The organism is Neoroseomonas marina, assembly GCF_012927745.1.
Taxonomy (GTDB): Bacteria; Pseudomonadota; Alphaproteobacteria; order Acetobacterales; family Acetobacteraceae; genus Neoroseomonas; species Neoroseomonas marina.
Window position 1 is genome coordinate 546939 of record NZ_JABBKX010000001.1, and the last position, 21308, is coordinate 568246.

Consider the following 21308-nt stretch of genomic DNA (forward strand, 5'->3'; position numbering starts at 1 on the left):
GGCCGCGCAGTGTCAATCTCAGGGCGCGACGAGCACCACGCCTTCGAGGTCGAGGCCGAGCCGCACCTGATCGCCCTCCCGGTGCCGCGACAGCCGCTGCGGGCCGACGGCAAACAGTTCCCCGACCTCGGTGGCGAAGAGGTATTCCGTGTGCGAACCCATGTAGGTCGCGCGGGCAACGGTCGCGGGCAGCGTGTCGGGGGCATCGACCGGCATGATGCGGATCGCCTCGGGACGGATGACCACATCCGCCGGGCCCGGCTGCAAACCGCGATCCGGCAGGCCGACGCGCACGCCGCCGATGGCGACCTGCGCCGTGCTGCCCGTCACGCTCTCGATGGTGCCGGGGACGCGGTTCGCCTCGCCCATGAAGGTCGCGACGAAGACTGAGCTGGGGCGGGTGTAGAGTTCCTCGGGCGTACCGGCCTGGGCGATCTCGGCATTGCGCATCACCACGATGCGGTCCGAGACGGCAAGCGCCTCGGACTGGTCGTGCGTGACGTAGACGACGGTGAGGCCGAGCCGCTGCTGCAGGGCGCGGATCTCCTCCCGCATCGACCGCCGCAGGCGCGCGTCGAGATTCGACAGCGGTTCGTCGAACAGCAGCACATCGGGTTCCAGGACCAGCGCCCGCGCCACCGCGACGCGCTGCTGCTGGCCACCGGACATCTCGGAGGGCAGGCGCGTGCCGAAACCCTTGAGGCCCACGGTCTCGAGCGCCGCCTCCGCCCTCGCATGGGCATCGCGCCTGCGCATGCCGGAGGAGACGAGGCCATAGGCCACGTTGTCCAGCACCGACATGTGCGGGAACAGCGCGTAGGACTGGAACACCATGGAGACGTTGCGCTCGCCTGCCGGCAGCAGCGTCACGTCCCGCCCGCCGATGAAGAGCCGGCCGTCCGTCGCCTGCTCGAGGCCCGCGATCATGCGCAGCAGCGTCGTCTTGCCGCAGCCCGAGGGGCCCAGCAGCGTCACAAGCGTCCCGCCTTCGATCACCAGGTCCAGCGGCTTGACCGCCTGCACCTGGCCGTAGCGCTTGCCGATGCCTTCGAGGCGCACCTCGGCGCCGGTCTTGCGAATCATATACCGAGCCCCTCAAACGCCGGGCGCCGCGCATCCGCGCGGCTTGGCTTCGCGGCACTTGCCGCGGGCCGCATTCGCGGCCTCGGCCCTTCGGGCCGTAAGCCGGCCAGGTCGAACCCGTTCATCATGCGCGGCCTCCGGCCGGAAGTGCGGGCGGGGCGGCTTGCCGGCGGCCGAGCCGGCGGCTGCCCACGAGCAGGTTGATGAGGCCGATCACGCTCATCATCAGCACGATCAGCACCGCGCAATAGGCGATGGCCAGGCCGTAATCGCCGTTGATGACGCGATTGATGATGAAGACCGTCGCCATCTCGTACTGCGCCGAGACGAGGAAGATCACGGCCGAGACCGTCGTCATCGCGCGCACGAAGGAATAGACCAGCGCGGTGACGATGGCGGGCTTGAGCAGCGGCAGCACCACCGTGCGGATCGCCCGGAAGGTCGAGGCGCGCAGCGTCACCGCCGCCTCGTCCAGCGACTTGTCGAGCTGACTCATCGCCGCCACGCCCGACCTTACGCCCACCGGCAGGTTCCGGAACACGAAGCAGATCACGAGGATCATCGCCGTGCCGGTGATCTCGAGCGGCGGGATGTTGAAGGTCAGGATGTAGGCGACGCCGATCACGGTGCCCGGCACCGCGAAGGTCAGCATCAGCGCGAATTCGAGCGCGGTGCGCCCGGCGAAGCGCTGGCGCGTCAGCACCCAGGCGGCGAGCAGCCCGATCCCGGCCGTGACGGGCGCTGCGATGGCGGCGAGCTGGATCGTGGTGAACAGGGAATGCCAGGCGCCGCCCGAGAAGATCAACCCGCCGGTCGGGCCCCATTCCAAAGCGAAGGCGCGCTGGAAATGCGAGAGCGTCGGCGTCCAGTCGCGGCCCCAGACGCGCACGAAGGCGCCGGCCATGGCCATGGCATAGACCACGATCGTCAGCACCGCCCAGGGAATGGCGATCGAGAAGGCGAGGATGCGGATGCGCCGCGGCAGCGGCGTCGGCAGACCGACATCGCCCTTGCCGGTCAGCGAGACATAGGACCGCGTGCCGACCACCGCGCGCTGGATGATGAAGGCGACCAGCGCGACCACCAGCATCACCGCCGCCAGCACGGCCGCACGCCCGAAATCCTGCTGCGCGCCGACCACGGCGAAGAAGATCTCGGTCGACAGCACGCCGAAGGACCCGCCGAGCACGATCGGATTGCCGAAATCAGCGAGGCTTTCAACGAAGACCACCAGCCAGGCATTGGCGAGGCCCGGCAGCATCAGCGGCAGCGTCACCGCCGAGAAGGTCCGCATCCGGCTCGCCCGCAGCGTCTGCGACGCTTCCTCCATGGTCGGCGAGATGCCCTCCACCACGCCGATCAGCACCAGGAAGGCGGTCGGCGTGAAGGAGAAGACCTGGGCGAGGAAGACCCCCGCGAAGCCGTAGATCCAGCGCCCGAGCTGCAGCCCGAACACCGCCTCCGCGATCTGGTTCACCACGCCCGAGCGCCCGAAGATCAGGATCAGCCCCAGGCCGATGACGAAGGGTGGGGTGATGATCGGCAACACCGTCAGCAGCCGCAGGCCACGCCGCATCGGGAAGCCGGTGCGCGTGACGATCAGCGCGAAGCACAGGCCCAGCATCGTCGCCGCCGTGGCGGTCGAGGTCGCGAGCAGCAGCGTGTTCCAGAAAACGCCGCAGTTCACATTGCCGGTGACGCAGGCCAGGCCCCAGATCTTTCGGTCCACCAGCCGGTCCGCGAAGGCGGCGGCGACGCCGAGCTCCCCGCGCGGGGTGAACATCTGCGACAGCACCGTGAGCACCGGCCACGCGGTGAACAGCAGGATCGAGGCGACGAGGACGCCCACCGCGCCCGAGACGAAGCGATCGCCGCGGAAATACCCCCGCAACGCGAGCCCGTCCGTCAGCAGCAGCACGAAGGCGAAGAAGGCGACGGCTCCGCCGAGGCCCATGCCGAACTGCCGGTCGTCCAGTTCGCCGAACATCTGCGTCAGCCAGGGGTACGACCAGCCCTGCACCCCGATCGCGAGGCCCTGCGCGACGATCGCCGCGAGGCCGAGCAGCCCGCCCCAGACCAGGAAGCCCGAGCGCGCCCGCGCGCTTCCCGACGGCAGCGCGCCTGGCAGGGTGACGGCCAGGGCGGCGATCACCGGCCAGAACCAGAAGCGCTTGTGAGCGACCGCCTGCCACAGGGCGGACGCGGCTTCCGCATCCTCCTGCCCCAGTCCGACCAGGCCGGTGAGCGTCAGCCCGTCCTGCTGCATGTGCCACGGCAGGACGAGGATGCCGAGCGCGGCGGCGGACCAGATCAGCAGGGAGGATGCGGATTTCATCGCGGCAGCGCGCCCACCTCGCGGTCCCAGCGGTCGAGCAGCCGGCGGCGTTCCGCCGAGGCGCCGAACCGCGCATTGTCGTAGTCGATGATCCGCGCCGTCGCCATGTTCGGCGCGCCGTCGGTCAGCGGCACGGCGCGGTTCGCCATGGTCTGCAGCTTGCGCGCCTCGCGGCTCGCCGCCGTCTGCGCCTCGGCCGACAGGGCCCAGTCGTAGAAGCGCCGCGCATTCTGCAGGTTGCGCGCGCCACGGATGATCGACATCGATCCGATCTCGTAGCCCGTGCCCTCGCAGGGCACGGCGTGGCCGACCGGGAAGCCGGCGGCCGCTTCCTCCGCGGCGTTGTGCACGAAGGAGATGGAGACCGCCGTCTCCCCGCGCGCCACCGCCGTGATCGGCGCGGTGCCGCTGCGCGGATAGGCGTTGATGCTGGCGTGCACGCGCTTGAGGTAGTCGAAGGCCGGCTCCTCGCCCATCATCTGCACCAGCGTCGCGATGACGATGTAGGCGGTGCCCGAGGAATTCGGGTTCGCCATCTGGATCTCGCCCCGATAGACGGGGTTCAGCAGGTCCGACCAGCAGCGCGGCGCGGGCAGGTTGCGCCGGGCGATCAGTTCCGTGTTGAAGCCGAAGCCGAGCACCGAGGCATAGACGCCGACCGTGCGCCCCTGGGTCTGGCGCCACTGCGCCTGCGCCCAGTCGTACAGTTCCGCGATGCGCGGGCTTTCGTTCGGCTGGGTCAGGCCTTCCTCGCCGGCTGCGACATGCGGGTCACCGGTGCCGCCCCACCAGACGTCGCCGCGCGGGTTGCGGGCCTCGGCGCGCAGCTGCGCCAGCATTTCGCCGGTCGACTTCTGCGACAGCACGACGCGGATGCCGCTCTCGCGCTCGAAGCCACGGGCGATCGGCGTGCACCATTCGATGGTGGCCGAGCAGTAGAGGTTCAGCTGGCCCTGTGCCGCGGCCGGCAAGGCCGGCAGCAGCAGGGCCGCCGCCGCGGCAATGATGCGCTTCGTCATGTCATGTCCCGGATGTATTTTCTTGTCAGCGTGGCAGGGAGCCGATCTCGCGGTCCCAGCGCGCGAGGATGCGGCGCCGGACCTCCGGATCGCCGTACTTCGCGAAGTCGTAGTCGATCAGCCGGATCCGGGTCAGGTCCGGGATGCGCGGATGCGGCGCCGCGCCGGGATGCGCCGGCACATGGAACTGGTTCGCCGCGACGCCGATGTCCATCGCCGCCGGGGTCAGGTACCAGTCGACGAAGCGCCGCGCCTGCGCCAGGTTGCGCGCGCCGCGGATGATGGACAGGCAGGCGACCTCATAGGAGGTGCCTTCGCTCGGATAGACCATCTCGATCGGGAAGCCGGCATTCGCCATGGAGGCCGTCTCCATGTTGAAGGACGCGGCGAGCGCCGTCTCCCCGCGCGCCACCGCCTGCATCGGCGCCGCGCCGGAGCGTGTATAGGCGTTCACATTCGCATTCAGGCGCTTGAGGTATTCGAAGGCGCGATCCTCGTCCCACAGCTGCACCAGCCCCGCGATGATGGTGTAGGCGGTGCCCGAGGAATTCGGGTTGGGCAGCTGCACCTCGCCGCGATAGGCGGGGCCGGCGAGCTCCTCCCACGACCGCGGGATCGGCAGGTTGCGCCGGGCCATCACCTCGGTGTTGTAGGCGATGCCGATGGCGCCCGAGGACACCCCGACGCAGCGCCCGCCCGAGGCCTCATGCGCGCGGCGCGCCCAGGCCTGCAGCTGCGCCATGTTCGGGGAGGTGTAGGGCTGCAGCAGGTCGCCCGCCGAGATGTGCGTCTCGGCCGAGGCGCCGAACCACACATCCGTGCGCGGATTGGCGGATTCCGCGCGGATCTGCGCCAGGATCTCGCCGGCCGACTTGCGTGCCATGTTCACGCGGATGCCGGTCTCGCGCTGGAAGCCGGCGGCGATCGCCTCGCACCAATCGGCCTGCGGGGCGCAGAGCATGTTCAGCGTGCCCTGCGCCGCGGCCGGCGCGGCGAGGGAGAGCAGCAGGGCGACGGTCGCGGCGATGCGGTGCAGGATCATGGCGGGGCTCCTCAGCGCGGCAGGCTGCCGACTTCGCGGTCCCAGCGCTCGATCAGGCGGCGGCGCTCGGCGGCGCGGCCGTACTTCGCGAAGTCGTATTCAATGAGGCGGATCTGCGAGAGGTCCGGCGCATTCGGCGGCAGCGGCGCCGAGCGGTTGGACGGCGTCTGCAACTGGCCGCCGGCCTCGAAACCGAGCCGCTGGGCCGGCGCGGTCAGCGCCCAGTCGTAGAAGCGCCGCGCCTGCGTCAGGTTGCGCGCGCCGCGCAGGATCGACATCGAGCCGATCTCGTAGCCCGTGCCCTCGCAGGGCGTGGTGTAGGAGACAGGGAAGCCGGCGTTCCGCTCGGTCACCGCATCATGCACGAAGGAGAGCGAGATGCCCGTCTCCCCGCGCGCCACCGCCTTGATCGGGCCGGTGCCGGACCGCGCGTAGGAATTGATGTTGGGATGCAGGCGCCGCATGTAGTCGAAGGCCTGGTCTTCCCCCATCAGTTGCACCAGCGTCGCGATGATGACGTAGGCGGTGCCGGAGGAGTTCGGGTTGGCAACCTGGATCTCACCGCGGAAGCGCGGATCCGTCAGGTCGGACCAGCAGCGCGGCGGCTCGATGCCCTTCCGCTGCAGCAGTTCCGTGTTGTAGCCGAAGCCCACCGCGCCGGCGTAGACGCCGATCGCGCGACGCCCCGACTGCTCCCACTGCCGCAGCGCCCAGGGCTGCAACTGGGCGTTGTTCGGGCTTTCGTAGGCCTGGGTGAGGTTCTCCTCGGCTGCGGCAAGGTGCGGGTCGCCCGTGCCGCCGAACCAGACATCGGCGCGCGGGTTCTGGCCCTCCGCGCGGATGGCGGCGAGGCTCTCGCCCGAACCGCGCTGCGTCATGTTCACGCGGATGCCGGTGTCGCGCTGGAAATTGGTGGCAATCGCCTGGCACCACTCCACCTGCACCGAGCAGTAGAGATTGAGCGTGCCCTGCGCCGCTGCGTCGTTGGCGGCGAAGGCGCAGCCGGCCGCGATGAGCGCAGCGGCAGCGTGTTGGAGGCGCATGCGGCGGGTTCCCTCGTCCAGGCTTTGGGCCGGGGGAATCGGCAACGCCCCGGACCTGTCATCGAATTGCAACGAAAATGTCATCTCCGGAACCGCCCGGCAAGGCAAGAGGCTTGCCGTTTCAGGCATTTGCGGCGCCGGCGGCGTCGGTGCTCGACGCGGGCCGGCGATGACGACAGGGTGCCGCCCCCCTATCGCCGAGGCACCGTCATGACCCGTCCCGCGCCGCGCCACGCCATCGTCACGGGGTCGAGTTCCGGCATCGGCGCGGCCATCACCGCCCGTCTGCTGCGGGACGGATGGCGCGTCACGGGTCTCAGCCGCACGGATCCGGTGCGGCCGGACCCGGGCTATGCACACCGCGCCGTGGACCTGATGGACGGTGATGCCCTGGTGGGCGCGGTCAAGGGTCTGTCGGCCGACGCGCTGGTGCATGCGGCGGGGCTGATGCGCGGCGCGGCACTCGGCGCGCTCGACCCCGACATCGGCGCAACGCTCTGGCGTCTGCATGTGGATGCGGCGAGCCGTCTCGCCGACCTGTTGGCGCCACGCATGGCGCACGGCGGGCGCATCGTGTTGATCGGCAGCCGCGCTGCGGCGGGCGTGGCGGGACGCAGCCAGTACGGCGCGACCAAGGCCGCCCTCGTCGCCATGGCGCGCGCCTGGGCGCAGGAACTGGCGCCGCGGGGCATCACGGTGAATGTCGTCGCGCCCGCGGCGACCGACACGCCGATGCTGCGCGACCCGGCCCGCGCCGGGACGGCGCCGAAGCTGCCGCCGATCGGGCGGCTGGTGACGCCGGAGGAGGTGGCGGCGACCACGGCCTTCCTGCTCGGCGCCGAAGCGGGCGCGATCACCGGCCAGCAGATCGTCATCTGCGGCGGCGCGTCGCTCTGAGCGATCGATCGCCAGGGCTGCACAGCCGAGCGGGCTGACGGGGCTCGCGCCTGCCGCTCGGCTTTCGTCCTTGACCCGGCCAGGGCCGGTCGCTAAGTCATGACTATATTCCGAACAATTGTTCGGATTGCGAACATTAACGACAATGCCCGTCGAAAGCGCGGGCCGGGAAAGGGAAGGACACCGTGCCGGAAGGCAGCGCGGCCGAGCTCGCCCAGGCATCGACGCCAGGGACGAACCCGAAGAACCAGGTCCAGTCCGTGGCGAAGGTCTTCGCCGTGCTGAAGGCCTTCGGGCCTGGCGCGGCGGAACTGACCGCCGCGGAAGTGGCCGCGCGCGCAGGGCTCGACCGCGGCACCGCCTTCCGCCTCGTCCATACGCTGGTCGATCTCGGCTACATGCGCGCCGTGCCCGGCAGCCGGCGGTACCGGCTGACGCTCCGCTGCCTCGAGCTCGGCTATGCCGCGCTGTCCGCCGGCGACCTGCCGGCCCATGCGACGCCGCTGCTGCGGGAAGCCGTGCCAGGCGCCGCGGATGCCGCGTCGCTCGGCGTGCTGGATCGCGGGGAGGTGGTCTACCTTGCGCGTGTCGAGGCGGGGCTCGACCGGCACGGCGTCGAACGGCGTCCCGGCACGCGCGTGGGCGCCTATGCCACCGCGCTCGGCCAGGCGATCCTGGCGTGGCTGCCGCGCGCCGAGCAGGTCGCGGAACTGCAGGCGGTCGAGCGCGTGATGCTGTCCGAGCGCACGCTGATCTCGATGGACGACCTGCTGGCGCGGCTGAGCGAGGTCCGCGCGCGCGGCTTCGCGGTCTCGGATGGCGAGAACGCCTATGGCCTTCGCACGGTCGCGGCGCCGGTGTTCGATGCGGATGGGCGCCCGGTCGCGGGCGTGAGCCTGACCATCGCCGCGACGCGCCTGCCCGTGGCGGAGTTCGTCGCCGGCGCCGCGCCGGTGGCGCTGCGCATTTCGTCGGAGCTGGCGGAAGGCGTGCGGCTGTCGCTCGGTGCCATTCGCGTCCCGCGGGGGCGCGCGTGATGCGGCCCGTATTGCGCCTGATCGCGGACGACCTGACCGGCGCGCTCGACACCGCCGCGGAATTCGCGGCGCTGTGCGGACCCGTCGCGGTGCGACGGGACGTGCCCGTCGATGCGGCAGGCAGCATCGCCATCGCGACCGCAACGCGGGAAGTGACGCGCGCGGCTGCGCAGGCCCGCGTCGCCGCTGCGGTGCCGCTGCTCGCGGGCGCGGACATCGCGTTCAAGAAGCTGGATAGCCTGTTGCGCGGGCATCCGATGGCCGAGTTGGCCGCCTGCATTGCGATGGGCGGCTGGCGCCATGTCGTGGTGGCGCCGGCCTTCCCCGCGCAGAGCCGCGTGACGCGCGGCGGGCAGCAGTTCGCGCGCCAGGGCGATGCCTGGCATCCCGTCGCGGAGGCGCTGCCCTCGGCGCTGGCCGCGGAAGGCCTCGCGACCGTCGCGGGCGATCCGGCGGCCGCGCTCCCGCCGGGCGTCTCCGTCTTCGATGCGGAGACCGAGGACGACCTCCGCCGCGTCGTCGCCTGCGGGCGCGCCGCGTCCGGACCGGTGCTGTGGTGCGGCAGCGGGGGGCTGGGGCGCGCATTGGCGGAAGACGCCCCCACGCCGGCCGACACGACGCTGCGCGGACCGGTGCTCGGCCTGTTCGGATCCGACCAGGCAGTGACGCGGCGGCAATTGGCCGCCTGCGGCGACGCATGGATCGAACTCGGCGAGAGCGAGCCCACGATGCCCGTACGGGGCGCTGCGCTGTACAGCATCGCGCTGCCCGAAGGCGTCGCGCGCGACGACGCCGCGCACCGCATCGCGCAGGCCTTCGCGCGGCTGCTCGCCAGCACCCCGCGCCCGGGCACGCTGATCGTCGCCGGCGGGGAGACCCTCGGCGCCGTCTGCGACGCGCTCGGCGCGAGCGGGCTCGCCGCAACCGGCCTCGTCGGCCCCGGCGTGCCGCGTTCCGTCCTGCTGGGCGGACGCTGGGACGGGGTCGCGGTGGTCTCGAAATCCGGCGCCTTCGGCGGCGACGGGCTGTGGCGCGACCTGCTCGCGCAGAACGGATTCATCACGGAACGGCAGAGCGCATGACCACACCTCGTCACCTCGCCATCACCATGGGCGACCCGGCCGGCATCGGGCCGGAGATCATCGTCAAGGCCTGCACCGCACTCGCCCCGCGCATCGCGGAAGGCGCGCTGCGGCTGCTGGTGATCGGCTCCGGCCCGGCGCTGGAACGCGCGCGCGCGCTGGTCGGCGGCACGCCGATCCCGGAAGTGACCGAGGACGGCGACTGGCCCGCCCTCGCCTTCCTGCAGGCGGGGCCGGAAGGCGCGCCGATCCTGCCGGGCGTGCTGACGGAGGATGGCGGGCGGCTTGCCTATCTCGCGGTGGAACGCGGCGTGCGGCTCGCGCAGGCGGGGCGCATCGGCGCCATCGTCACCGCGCCGCTCAACAAGGAAGCGCTGAACAAGGCGGGCTACCACTATGCCGGCCATACCGAGATGCTTGCGGAGCTGACCGGCATGAAGGGCAGCGTCATGCTGCTCGCGCACGGCAACATGCGCGTCAGCCACGTCACCACCCATTGCGCGCTGGAAGACGTGCCGAAGCGCGTCACGCCGCAGCGCATCCGGCTGGTGCTGGACCTGACGCACCAGGCGCTGCGCGACCTCGGCATTGAACGCCCGCACATCGCCGTCGCGGCGCTGAACCCGCATGCCGGCGAAGGCGGGCTGTTCGGCCGGCAGGACATCGACGTCGTCGCGCCGACCATCGCGAAGGCCGTCGCCGACGGCATGCACGTCACCGGTCCCGTGCCGGGCGACACCGTCTTCGTGAAGCTGCGCGCCGGGCAGTTCGACGCCGTGGTCGCGATGTACCACGACCAGGGGCACATCCCGGTCAAGCTGCTCGGCTTCCATGTCGATCCCGCGACGGGGAAGTGGGATGCGCTGTCGGGCGTGAACATCACGCTCGGGCTGCCGGTGATCCGCACCTCGGTCGACCACGGCACCGCCTTCGACATTGCCGGCCGCGGCATCGCCAGCGAGCGCAGCCTGATCGAAGCCATCGAGTACGCCGAGGCGCTCGCCGCCCACAGGACAACCGCATGACCGACCTGCTCCGCCCCATCGAGATCCTGCGTCCCAACCGCATCGAGTTCGGTCCCGGCCTCGCGCCGCTCGTCGGGCGATGGGCGGCCGAGCGCGGGCTGAACCGCGTCCTGGTCATCGCCGGCCGCACCAATGCCGCGCGCATCGACGTGCTCGGCCTTCAGGGTGAGGTCACCGTCTTCGGCGAGGTGAAGCCGGAGCCGGACATCCCGAACCTCGACGCCGCGCTGGCGGTCGCCGCGCGGGTGAAGCCCGACCTCGTCATCGGCTTCGGCGGCGGCAGCGCGCTCGATCTCGCCAAGCTGGTCGCGGTGCTGCCGGGCAGCGGGCAGACCATCCACGACGTCGTCGGCCCCGAGAAGGTGAACGGCCGCCGCGTCGCGCTGGTGCAGGTGCCGACCATGGCGGGCACCGGCAGCGAGGCCGGCACGCGCTCCCTCGTCACCGATCCCGCGACGCAGGCGAAGCTCGCGGTGCAGAGCCGCCACATGCTCGCCGACCTCGCCGTGATCGACCCCGACCTGATGCTGAGCGTCCCGCCCGCCGTCACCGCCGCGACGGGCGTCGATGCCCTGGCGCATTGCGTCGAGGCCTTCACCAGCAGGCGCGCGCATCCGGCGATCGACCTCTATGTGCTGGAAGGCATCCGGCTCGTCGGGCGTTACCTCCCGCGCGCCGTGAAGGACGGCGCCGACCGCGAGGCGCGCGCCGGCCTCGCGCTGGCGTCGCTTTATGGCGGCTACGGCCTCGGGCCGGTGAACACCACGGCGGGGCATGCGGTGGCCTACCCGCTCGGCACGCGACACCACGTCGCGCATGGCCTCGCCTGCGCGGTGATCTTCCCGCACACCCTGGCCTGGAACGCGCCCGCCGTGCCGGAGAAGACCGAAGCGGTGCTTGCCGCCCTCGGCACCAAGGACGCCTACGCCTGGTGCGCCGCGCTCGGGATCGAGATGCGCCTCTCCGGCATCGGTGTGCCGGAGGCCGACCTGCCGGTCATGGCGAAGGAGGCGCACGCCATCCGCCGCCTGCTCGACAACAATCCGCGCGACATCTCCGAAGCCGAGATCCTCGCGCTCTACCGGAGGGCCTTCTGAGATGAACGTCATCGCGAAGCCGCCGGTTCTCGCGCCCGTCGCCGGCGATGCCGGGCGCTGGGAATGCTTCATCCCCACGCCCTGCGTCCAGAACCACGCGGCCTTCCTCCATGTGCTGCCGGGCGGCGACCTCGGCTGCGTCTGGTTCGGCGGCACGCAAGAAGGCGTGCCGGACATCTCGGTCCACTTCTCCCGCCTCGCGCCCGGCGCCGATCGCTGGAGCGATCCGGTGCGCCTGTCCGACGACCCGACGCGGTCCGAGCAGAATCCGCTGCTTTTCACGGCGCCGGACGGCGCGCTGTGGCTGCTCTGGACCGCGCAGGTCTCGGGGCACCAGGACACCGCGATCGTGCGCCGGCGCATCTCCCACGATGGCGGCGCGACCTGGGGCCCGATCGGGACGCTGCTCGACCGCCCGGGCCTGTTCATCCGCCAGCCCATCATCGTCACGCCGAAGGGCGAATGGCTGCTGCCCGCATGGTTGTGCCCGACGCCGCCCGCCGGGGCCTGGCGCGGCGACGACGACACCGCGCTGGTGATGGTCTCGCGCGACGAGGGCAAGACCTGGACCGCGCACGACGTGCCCGGCAGCACCGGTTGCGTGCACATGGACATCCTGCCGCTTCAGGATGGGACGATGCTCGCCGTCTATCGCAGCCGGTGGGCGGACTTCGTCTACGCCTCGCGCTCGACGGACGGCATCAACTGGTCGGCACCGGAACCCACGGAACTGCCCAACAACAATTCCTCGGTCCAGGCGACGGTGCTGGCGAACGGCCATGTCGCCATCGCCTACAACCATTCGAGCGCGGCGGACGCCACCGGCCGCCGCCTCTCGCTCTACGACGACATCGGCGGCGAGCTTCCGGCCGAGGCGCCCGCGGGCGCGCGCAGCGCCTTCTGGGGCGCGCCGCGTGCCCCGATGACCATCGCGATCTCCGAGGATGGCGGCCGCACCTGGCCGCATCGCCGCGATGTCGAGGTCGGCGACGGCTACTGCCTGACCAACAACTCCAAGGACCAGTTGAACCGGGAGTTCTCCTACCCCTCCATCCTGCAGACGCCGGACGGCGCGCTGCACCTGGCCTTCACCTACTGGCGCCAGGCCATCAAGTACGTCCGGGTCAGCGAGGCCTGGGTGAAAGGCACCTCCGCATGACTGCGCTGCATCCGACCGGCGTCTTCAGCGCCGCGCTGACGCCCTTCGACGCTAACCTCGAGCCCGACCACGCCGCCTTCGTCGCCCATGCGAAGCGGCTCCTCGACCAGGGCTGCGACGGCATCGCCATGCTGGGGACCACCGGTGAGGCGAACTCGCTCACCACCGCCGAGCGCCAGGCGCTGCTGGAGGCGACGGTCGCCGGCGGCGTCGCGCCGGACCGCCTGCTCCCCGGCACCGGCGTCGCCGCGCTGCCCGACACCATCGCGCTGACGCGCCATGCGCTGTCCTGCGGCGTGACCACCGTCGTGATGCTGCCGCCCTTCTACTACAAGGGCATCAGCGACGACGGCCTGTTCGCCGCCTATGCCGAAGTCGTCGAGCGCGTCGCCGATCCGCGGCTGCGCGTCGTGCTCTATCACATCCCGCCCATGTCGGCCGTGCCCATCACCTTCCCGGTGATCGAGCGCCTGCGCGCCCGCTACCCCGGCACCTTCACGGGCATCAAGGATTCCTCCGGCGACCTCGCGAACATGACGGCGCTGGTGAAGACCTTCCCCGGTCTTTCGGTGCTCGCCGGCGCGGATCCGCTGATGCTGCCGCTGCTGAAGGAAGGCGGAGCGGGCTGCATCACCGCGACCTCCAACCTCGTCGCCGCGGACCTCGCCTTCATCTTCCGCCACCACGCCGATCCGGCGCGCGCGGCGGAGGTCGAGGCGGCGCAGGCGCGCGTCGTCGCGGCGCGCAACCAGGTCAGCCGCTTCCCGCAGATCGCCTCGCTCAAGGCGATGCTCGCGGAACGCACGGGCCAGCCCGGCTGGCGCCGGCTGCGGCCGCCGCTGCTCGCGCTCACCAACGACGAAGCCGCCGCGATGCTGGCGGCCTGACAGGACACGGGAGGAAACAATCATGGATCGTCGCACCCTTCTCGCTGCGGGCGCCCTCGGGCTGCTGGCCGCGCCCGCCCTTCGCGCCCAGGGTACCTGGCCGCAGGGCCGCACCGTCCGCGTGATCTGCCCCTGGCCGCCGGGGGCCGCGAACGACATGCTCGCGCGCCTGACCGCGCAGCGCATCCAGGAGAAGCTCGGCGCCACCGCCGTGGTGGAGAACCGCACCGGCGGCGCCGGCCTGATCGGCACGCGCGAGGTGCTCGGCGCGGCGCCGGACGGCTTCACGCTGCTCGCCTCGGCCTTCAACACCGCGGTCATGCCGCTGGTGCTGAAGAACGCGAATTTCGACCCGCAGACGGACCTCGAGGTCTGCGCGCGCACGGCGCAGGCGCCGCTGGTGCTCGCCATCGCCGGCAACCGACCGCAGCGGACGCTGGCCGAGGTGGTGGAAGCCGCCAAGGCGCGCCCGCGGGACTGGTCGATCGCGGTCACCTCGCTGGGCGCCGCGGGCCACCTCGCGACCATCGAGTTCAACCGCCGTACCGGCGCGAACATCGAGATGGTGACCTATCGCGGCACCCAGCCCGCGCTGCAGGACCTGATGGCGGGTAACGTCCAGCTGCTGATCGACCCATCCTTCAACCTGCTGCCGCACCGCACCGAGGGTCGCATCCGCATCCTCGGCATCGCCTCCAAGGAGCGCTCGCCCCTCGCCCCGGACGTGCCGACGCTCACCGAGGCCGGCCTGCCGGGCTTCGAGTTCCAGTCCTGGTATGGCGTCTGGGCGCCGAAGGGCACGCCGGGCGACATCGTCCAGCGCGTCAACGCCCTGATGCAGGAGACGATGCGCGACCCGGCGATCGTGCAGCGCCTGACGGCGCAGGTCCTCGAGCCCGTCACCGAGACGACGGACGAGACCCGCCGCTTCATCGCGAACGAGATCCTGCGCGCCGGCGAGCTGCTCCGCAGCGTGAACTACCAGCCGGAGTGACCCGACCCTCCTGGCGGCTCAGGCCCGCGCCATGCGCTGGCGCGGTTCCTCGAGCAGCCAGTAGAGCACGTTGTTGCGGAAGGTCGGGTCGCGCGTGAGCTCCAGATGCTCGCGCGGCAGGAACAGGGCGCGTCGCTGGTCCATCGGGCTGTCGACGGCCGGGCCGCGCGGGTCCTGCCCCTGGCGGAAGTCCAGCATCACCGAATCCCGCAGCACCACGCCGTCGCCGGGGCCGGTGCGGATGGGCGTCACGCGTCCCGTGGCCGGGTCCGCGCTCATGCGCTCGGTCGTCGGCATGGCGTCGCCGGCGACGAGCATCAGCTCCGTGCCGGGCGGCAGCGGCGCCGGGCGGTCCATCGCCGCTGCGAAGGCTTTCGCACGACGCAGCAGGCGCGCCTGCAGGCCGATGGCGATGCTGCGCCGCTCCTCGGCGCTGCCGACCGTCGGCATCAGGGCGGCGAGGTCCTCGTCGATGCCGGGCTTCACGATGCCCCAGCCCATTCGCTGCCAGATAGCGGGATCGTGCAGGTCGAGTGCGACGCCATCGGCCACAACCGGCCGCGCGCGCTGCCGCGGCAGCAACTGGTACAGTGAGGGGAAGGTGCCGAGGATCGACGGGCTGTAGCGCGGCACGATCGGCGTCCCGAAGTCGCGCCCATCGACCAGCACGCGGAAGGCATCGAGCGATCCGCCATTCGGCGTGCCGACCTGGATCAGCCGGCCGACATGGCGCGCCCCGTCCCAGGTCAGCGGCGGCAGCGATCCGTCCGCCGGCAGCTCGGCGCCGCCATACATCAGCGCGTAGCGCGCGACGATGCCGCCCATGGAATGCGCGACGATGTCGAACTTCACGTCGACGTCGCGCGCGCCGTAGCGGCGCGCGTATTCGCCCTGCACATAGGCGCGCTTCTCGCGGATGAACTCCACCAGCCGGCGCGCATTCACCACATTGTCCTGCCGCCAGTCATAGGCGAACTGGAAGCAGGTGAAGTGCTCGCGCCCGTAATCGACCTGTCCGCCAAGGCCCAGCGCCTCGTCCCGGTAGCCGCCGACCCCGAGCGTGCTGAGGATCTCCGCATAGGCCTGCAACGCGATCGGGATGCCGGCCACGCGGATGCGCACGCGGTCCAGCACGCCGTCCGGCCGCACGGCGGCGCCGGGCGAGGACATCATGTCCGTGAAGGGCAGCGCGACGAGCCGCGCCCCGTCCTGCGTCGACGGATCCGCAGCATTGCCGTCGAAGGCGCCCCAGACGATGCGGCCCGAGGCCGGGTCCTTCAGCCGGCTGCCGAGCAGGCCGGGAATGACGATCACCGGATTGCGGTCGATGCCGTGATGCATGGCGGAGGGCGAGTAGAGCAACGCGAGATCGGCGGCCGGCGCCGGCGCGCAGGACGGAAGCCCCGCCGCGCCGCCGAGCAGCGCCGCGAGCAGGCCGCGCCTGTGCGACGCGAAGGCGGATCCGGACGACGACATGCGCGAACCCTCCTCCATCGTACGGCACGCCAAATCTTCGCCCGGCACGCCCGGCAGGTTACGGCCGCAGCCTAGCGCGCCGCCTTCCGCACGTTCCACGCAATGATGATGCCGGGCATCGCCAGCACGCCCGACAGCCGCGGGCTGATCGCGGAGGGCAGGTACCATTGCCCGTAGGGGACATAGGGCACGAGGCGATAGGCGCTTTCCTGCAGGGCGGTGAGGATGCGCTGCCGCTCGGCCGCCGTCGCGGCGTAGGGGAAGGCGTCGATCAGCGCCTGGTGCTCGGCATCGCAGGGCCAGCCGGGCCAGGCGCGCTCGCAGGAGGCCTGCATCGGCACGTTGCCCACCGGGTCCGACGCGCCGAGGCCGTTCCAGAAAGTCAGCCCGATATGCCAGCCGCCTTCGCTCGGCGGGCGCCGGTTCGCGCGCCGGCCGGCCATGGAGGCGAAGTCCATCGCCTGCACATCCGTCCGGAAGCCGACCTGCTGCATCTGCTGCGCCAGCACCAGCGTCGCCGCATGGACGAAGGGATTGTCCGTCGGGTCCATGATGACGATCGGCGTCCCGTCATAGCCGCTCTCGCGCAGCAGGGCGCGGGCGCGCTCGCGCGCCGCCGGCGAACCGAGCCCCGGCGGCACGCCGGCATCCGTCTCCTGCGGGGACCCGCAGACGAAGAAGGCGTGGCAGACCTGATACAGCGAGGGATCGGGGAACATCGCCTGCAGGATCTCCTCCTGGTTCACCAGGAGCATCAGCGCCTGCCGCGCCCGCACGTCATCGAAGGGCGGATGGATGTGGTTCATCCGGATCATGCCCGGCGCGCCGAGCGTGTTGGTGCGGATGATGCGCATGCCGCGCCGCTGCAGCATGGGCAGGAAGTCGACGCCGGGGCTCTCGATGTAGTCGAGCTCGCCCTGGATCAGCGCCAGCACCGCGGTCTGGGCATTGGCGATGTTGAGCCACTCGACGCGGTCGACATGCGCGACCTTGCCGCCGGCGGTGCCGGAAGCGGGCTCCGCGCGCGGTACATAGGCCGGGTTGCGGCGATAGACGACGCGACTGCCCGCCACCCATTCGTCGCGAACGAAGATGAACGGGCCTGATCCGGTGGTGTCGGTGATCGCGGTGAAGGGGTCCGTCGCCGCGACGCGCGCCGGCATGATCGCCGGCATGTTGCCCGCCGGCTTCGACAGGGCGTCGAGCATCAGCGCATAGGGCCGGCGCAGGCGCCAGGTGACGGACCGGCCATCGCCCTCGGCCGTCAGCGCCTCGGTGATGGCCATGATCTGCCGGCCATGCGGGTCGCGCGCGCCCCAGCGCCGGAGCGAGGCGACCACGTCCTCCGCCGTCACCGGCGCGCCATCGTGGAACAGCAGGCCCTCGCGCAGCGTGAACCGCCAGGTCAGCGCATCGTCCGAGACCGACCAGGACGCGACCATCTGCGGCTGCGGCCGCTGGTTCTCGTCCCGGCCAAACAGCTGGTCGTAGATCATGTGCGCGTGGCTCGAGACCACGCCCGCCGTCGTGTTGATCGGGTCGAGCGTCTGCAGGTCCGCATTCGGGACCATGCGCAGCACGCGCTCGGGCGGCACGGTCTGCGCCAGGGCGGGCGCGGCGAGCAGCGCGGCCAGTCCGATCAGCAGGATTCGCGCGATGCGCATGGCAGCGCCTCCTCGGTCGTTCGGCTTCATCTTCGCCCCACCAGGGCGAAAGGCAACGCGGCGCGTCAGGCGAGCACCGCGCCCTTCGGCACGGCAAGGCCGCGCGCGACCGCCGGCCGGGCCATCAGCCGTTCGTACCAGGCGGCGATGCTGGGCGTGTCCTCGAGCCGTCGCTCCGCCCAGCCATGCCGGCCGATCCAGGGCAAGGCCGCCATATCGGCAATCGAATACGCGGCGCCGGCGAGGTAGGGCGCCTCGCCCAGCCGCCCGTCGAGCAGGCGATAGACGCGGTCGACCTGCGCCAGCGCATGGGCCCGCGCGGCCTCCGGCTTCTCGGGGGCGAGTTCCGTCCAGTGATGCGCCTGGCCGGTCACGGGCCCGAGCCCGGTGAGCGCGACCATCAGCCAGGCGAGCGTCGCCGTGCGTTCCGGGCCATCGACCGGCAGGAAGCGGCCATGCGCCTCGGCCAGGTGGATCAGGATCGCACCGCTCTCGAACAGCACGAGCGGCGGGCCCTCCGCATGCTCCTCCAGCAGGATCGGCACCTTGCCGAAGGGGTTGAGCGCGAGGATCTCGGGGGCGAACTGCTCGCGCCGGCGGATGTTCACGCCGGTCACGCCGTAGTCGAGGCCGAGTTCCTCAAGCAGGATCGAGACCCGGTGGGTGTTCGGCGTCGCCCAGCCATAGAGGCGGCGGCGCGTGACGGTGCGGCCCATGCGATGTCCCATGCGAGTGACCCCGAGCCTGCCGCAGTGCGCGGCCGCGGGAAAGCCGGGGGGTATCCCCGGGCGCGGCGAATGTCCTAGCCTTCAGGGCAAGAACAGGAGGATGCGTTCATGATCACCCGTCGTGCCTTCGCGGGCACCGCCGGCGCGCTGTTCGCCGCGCCAGTCGTCCATGCCCAGGGCACCTGGCCGGACCGCCCGCTCCGCTTCGTCGTCGGCGCGAATGCGGGCGGGGCCTCGGACATCTTCCTGCGCATGATGGAAAACCGCCTGCGCGAGAAGCTCGGCCAGCCGCTGGTGATCGACCCGCGGCCCGGTGCGGGCGGCATGCTGGGTGCCGAGGTCGTCGCCCGGGCAGCACCCGACGGCTACAGCTACTACATCAACCACATCGCCTCGCACGGCATCGGCCCGACGCTGCATGCGCGGCGCATCACCTTCGACCCACTGAAGGACCTGCGCGGCGTGGCACGGCTCTGCCGCATGCCGAACGTCCTGATCGTGAAGGGCGACGGTCCGATCCGTTCAGTGGCGGAGCTCGTGGCGTTCATCCGCGCGAACCCAACCCGGGCGACCTTTTCCTCGGCCGGCGCGGGGACGTCCTCGCACCTCTCGGGCGTAATGCTCGGCCAGCGCATCGGCGTCGAGACGACCCATGTGCCCTATCGCGGGACGGCGCCGTCCATGGCCGCCGTGATGAACGGCGAAGTGCTGTTCGCCATCGACAACGCACCGGCGAGCCGCCAGCAGGTGCTGGCCGGGATGCTGCGCGCGCTGGCCGTCTCGACCGCGCAGCGCGCGAGCACCATGCCGGACATCCCGACGCTGCAGGAACAGGGCATCGCAGAATTCGACGTCGCCTCCTGGTACGGCATCGTCGCGCCCGCGGCGGTGCCCGACCCGATCATCCGCCGCCTCGGCGGGGAGATCATCGCGGCACTCGAGGACCCGGCGATCGCCCAGCGCTTCCGCGACTTCGGCGCCGAGCCCTGGCCGCTCGACGGTGCCGCCTACGACGCCTTCATGCGCCAGCAGGTCGAGGCCTGGGCACCTGTGGTCCGGGCCTCCGGTGCGACGGCGGACTGAAGGGCCGCCTCAGCCGCAGCGGACGGACATCCCGCCGTCCACGACGAGCTCGGTGCCGGTGACGAAGCGCGCCTCGTCCGAGGCGAGGAACAGCACGGCGTTCGCCGTGTCGCGCCCGTCGCCGGCGAAGCCCATCGGGATGCGGGACAGGCGCTGCTTGACCAGCGCCTCCACGTCGCCGCCGGCGCGCTGGCCGGCGAGGCGCACTTCGACCATCGGCGTGTGCATCTGCCCCGGCACCACCGTGTTCACGCGGATGCCCTTCGCCGCGTACTGCACGGCGACGACGCGCGAGAGCTGGATCACGCCCGCCTTGGACGCTGCATAGGCGACCTGCGCCGCGCCGGTCCAGCGGATGCCCGAAGTCGAAGCGAGGTTCACTACCGCCCCCTTCCCCTGCGTCTCCATCACCGGCAGCACGTGCTTGAGCGTGAGGAAGACGCTCTTCAGGTTGGTGTCGATCTGGAGGTCCCAGACCTCCTCGCTCATTTCGACCGGCCCGCCGGCGGCCGAACCCCCGACATTGTTCACCAGTACGTCGATGCGGCCGTGCCGCGCGACGACATCGGCGACCAGGGACGCGATCGCCGCGCCGTCCCGCACGTCGAGCGTCGCCATCTCGAACCGTCCGCCCTCCGCGGCGATGCGCTCGGCCGTCTCGGTCATCGAGTCCGGATTGCGGTCGACGCCGACGACGATCGCGCCTTCCCGCGCAAGGCCGACGGCGATGGCGCGGCCATTGCCCCAGCCGGGGCCGACGCACCCCGCGCCGGTGACGATGGCAACCTTGCCGGCAAAGCGCTGGGACATGCGTTCCTCCGTGATCCGGACCGCTGCTTAGCGCCGCACTTCCATCTGACGCAATGGCCTTCCATAACGTGGAAGTGCCCGCTAGAAGGGCCGGGTGAGGAAACCGACGAGAAGCCCGGGCGCGGATCCCGCGCCGATGCGCGAGGCCGCGGAGCCGGACGGCCATGTCCGCGCCGTCGACCGCGCGCTCGCCCTGCTCCTCGCCTTCGGGGATGACGACCCCGTCCTGCCGCTCGCTGAGATTGCCCGCCGCACCGGCCTGCACATGACGACGGCGCTGCGCCTGCTCGGCACGCTGGAAGGCCAGGGCTTCGTGCAGCGCGTCGCCGGCGGCTATGCGCTCGGGCCGCAATTGCTGGTGCTCGGGGAACGCTTCCGGCGCGGGCTGCGGCTCGAGGACCAGGTGATGCCGGCGCTCGACCGGCTGCGCAGCGAAAGCCGGGAAAGCGCGGCCTTCTTCGCGCGGGACGGTGCGGCGCGACGCTGCCTCTTCCGCCTCGACAGCCCGCAGCCGGTCCGCACCATCGCGCGCGTCGGCGAGGTCGCGCCCCTCGGCATCGGGGCCCATGGCCGCGCGCTCGTAGCGCTCGAAACCGAGCCCCGCCCGCGCCTGCCCATCGTCAGCCGCGGCGAACGGCTGAAGGAGGTCGCCGCCATCGCCGCGCCAGTGCTGGACGCACGCGGCCGCGTGGCAGGGTCCATCGGCATCACCATGCCGCTCTATCGCTTCGACGCGGCGGCGGAGGCGCTCTGCCTGCCGCTCGTGCTGCGCGAAGCCGCCGCGCTGACCCGCGCCCTGGGCGGCGACCCCGCCCCCATCACGGCCCAAGCCTGACCCGGAGGAAAC

19 protein-coding genes are annotated in these 21308 nt (G+C 71.5%); 10 read left to right on the forward strand and 9 right to left on the reverse strand.

The features are described from left to right. Positions 1-18 precede the first annotated feature (18 nt). From GWK16_RS02625 to GWK16_RS02645, 5 genes are all read right to left on the reverse strand, one after another. Positions 19-1083 carry an ABC transporter ATP-binding protein gene (locus GWK16_RS02625; RefSeq protein WP_170052404.1) on the reverse strand — a complete coding sequence of 355 codons (1065 nt, stop codon included), beginning with the start codon at positions 1081-1083 and terminating at the stop codon, positions 19-21. A 124-nt stretch (positions 1084-1207) separates the two neighbouring features. Then, positions 1208-3418, reverse strand: coding sequence for an ABC transporter permease (locus tag GWK16_RS02630; RefSeq protein WP_170052405.1), 2211 nt, complete (start codon positions 3416-3418; stop codon positions 1208-1210). Then, complete coding sequence (locus GWK16_RS02635) at positions 3415-4437, reverse strand: ABC transporter substrate-binding protein (protein WP_170052406.1); 1023 nt, start codon at positions 4435-4437, stop codon at positions 3415-3417. Before GWK16_RS02635 ends, GWK16_RS02630 begins: the two co-directional genes overlap by 4 nt. Before the next feature lie 25 nt (positions 4438-4462). Beyond that, the gene (locus GWK16_RS02640) at positions 4463-5479 is read right to left on the reverse strand and encodes an ABC transporter substrate-binding protein (RefSeq protein ID WP_170052407.1); all 1017 of its coding nucleotides are present in this window, start codon (positions 5477-5479) and stop codon (positions 4463-4465) included. 11 nt (positions 5480-5490) lie between these two features. After that, the gene (locus tag GWK16_RS02645) at positions 5491-6522 is read right to left on the reverse strand and encodes an ABC transporter substrate-binding protein (protein ID WP_170052408.1); all 1032 of its coding nucleotides are present in this window, start codon (positions 6520-6522) and stop codon (positions 5491-5493) included. Positions 6523-6732: 210 nt separating this feature from the next. Between GWK16_RS02645 and GWK16_RS02650 the strand changes: the two genes are divergently transcribed. The 8 genes from GWK16_RS02650 (at position 6733) to GWK16_RS02685 (ending at position 14700) form a co-directional block, all read left to right on the forward strand. After that, a complete protein-coding gene (locus tag GWK16_RS02650) occupies positions 6733-7419 on the forward strand; it encodes an SDR family NAD(P)-dependent oxidoreductase (RefSeq protein WP_170052409.1) in 687 nt (228 codons plus the stop codon). 185 nt (positions 7420-7604) lie between these two features. Next, entirely contained in the window at positions 7605-8456 is an 852-nt protein-coding gene (locus GWK16_RS02655; RefSeq protein ID WP_170052410.1) for an IclR family transcriptional regulator domain-containing protein, read from the forward strand. Beyond that, on the forward strand, positions 8456-9538 hold the full coding sequence (locus tag GWK16_RS02660; RefSeq protein WP_170052411.1) for a four-carbon acid sugar kinase family protein: 1083 nt from the start codon (positions 8456-8458) through the stop codon (positions 9536-9538). Before GWK16_RS02655 ends, GWK16_RS02660 begins: the two co-directional genes overlap by 1 nt. Further along, entirely contained in the window at positions 9535-10563 is a 1029-nt protein-coding gene (gene pdxA / locus GWK16_RS02665) for a 4-hydroxythreonine-4-phosphate dehydrogenase PdxA (RefSeq protein WP_170052412.1), read from the forward strand. Before GWK16_RS02660 ends, pdxA begins: the two co-directional genes overlap by 4 nt. Next, positions 10560-11660 (forward strand): iron-containing alcohol dehydrogenase, encoded by a 1101-nt coding sequence (locus tag GWK16_RS02670; RefSeq protein ID WP_170052413.1) that lies wholly within the window; start codon positions 10560-10562, stop codon positions 11658-11660. Before pdxA ends, GWK16_RS02670 begins: the two co-directional genes overlap by 4 nt. A gap of 1 nt (position 11661) precedes the next feature. Next, positions 11662-12819, forward strand: coding sequence for a sialidase family protein (locus tag GWK16_RS02675; RefSeq protein ID WP_170052414.1), 1158 nt, complete (start codon positions 11662-11664; stop codon positions 12817-12819). Further along, positions 12816-13706 carry a dihydrodipicolinate synthase family protein gene (locus tag GWK16_RS02680; RefSeq protein WP_170052415.1) on the forward strand — a complete coding sequence of 297 codons (891 nt, stop codon included), beginning with the start codon at positions 12816-12818 and terminating at the stop codon, positions 13704-13706. The genes GWK16_RS02675 and GWK16_RS02680 overlap by 4 nt, the downstream gene beginning before the upstream one ends. A 22-nt stretch (positions 13707-13728) precedes the next feature. Then, positions 13729-14700: a Bug family tripartite tricarboxylate transporter substrate binding protein gene (locus GWK16_RS02685; protein ID WP_168040900.1), complete on the forward strand. Its 972-nt coding sequence runs from the start codon at positions 13729-13731 to the stop codon at positions 14698-14700. A gap of 18 nt (positions 14701-14718) precedes the next feature. Here the strand turns inward: GWK16_RS02685 and GWK16_RS02690 are convergent, their stop codons facing one another. From GWK16_RS02690 to GWK16_RS02700, 3 genes are all read right to left on the reverse strand, one after another. Further along, the gene (locus GWK16_RS02690) at positions 14719-16176 is read right to left on the reverse strand and encodes a lipase/acyltransferase domain-containing protein (RefSeq protein WP_170052416.1); all 1458 of its coding nucleotides are present in this window, start codon (positions 16174-16176) and stop codon (positions 14719-14721) included. Positions 16177-16247: 71 nt separating this feature from the next. Next, on the reverse strand, positions 16248-17840 hold the full coding sequence (locus GWK16_RS02695; protein WP_170052417.1) for an ABC transporter substrate-binding protein: 1593 nt from the start codon (positions 17838-17840) through the stop codon (positions 16248-16250). Positions 17841-17905: 65 nt separating this feature from the next. Further along, a complete protein-coding gene (locus GWK16_RS02700; RefSeq protein WP_170052418.1) occupies positions 17906-18556 on the reverse strand; it encodes a glutathione S-transferase family protein in 651 nt (216 codons plus the stop codon). Between the two features lie 120 nt (positions 18557-18676). Between GWK16_RS02700 and GWK16_RS02705 the strand changes: the two genes are divergently transcribed. Continuing rightward, the gene (locus GWK16_RS02705) at positions 18677-19651 is read left to right on the forward strand and encodes a Bug family tripartite tricarboxylate transporter substrate binding protein (RefSeq protein WP_170052419.1); all 975 of its coding nucleotides are present in this window, start codon (positions 18677-18679) and stop codon (positions 19649-19651) included. 9 nt (positions 19652-19660) lie between these two features. Here the strand turns inward: GWK16_RS02705 and GWK16_RS02710 are convergent, their stop codons facing one another. Beyond that, positions 19661-20461, reverse strand: coding sequence for an SDR family NAD(P)-dependent oxidoreductase (locus GWK16_RS02710; RefSeq protein ID WP_170052420.1), 801 nt, complete (start codon positions 20459-20461; stop codon positions 19661-19663). A gap of 136 nt (positions 20462-20597) precedes the next feature. On the opposite strand from GWK16_RS02710, the gene GWK16_RS02715 reads away from it, so the two are divergent. Then, positions 20598-21296 (forward strand): IclR family transcriptional regulator, encoded by a 699-nt coding sequence (locus tag GWK16_RS02715; RefSeq protein ID WP_170052421.1) that lies wholly within the window; start codon positions 20598-20600, stop codon positions 21294-21296. Positions 21297-21308: the final 12 nt, after the last annotated feature.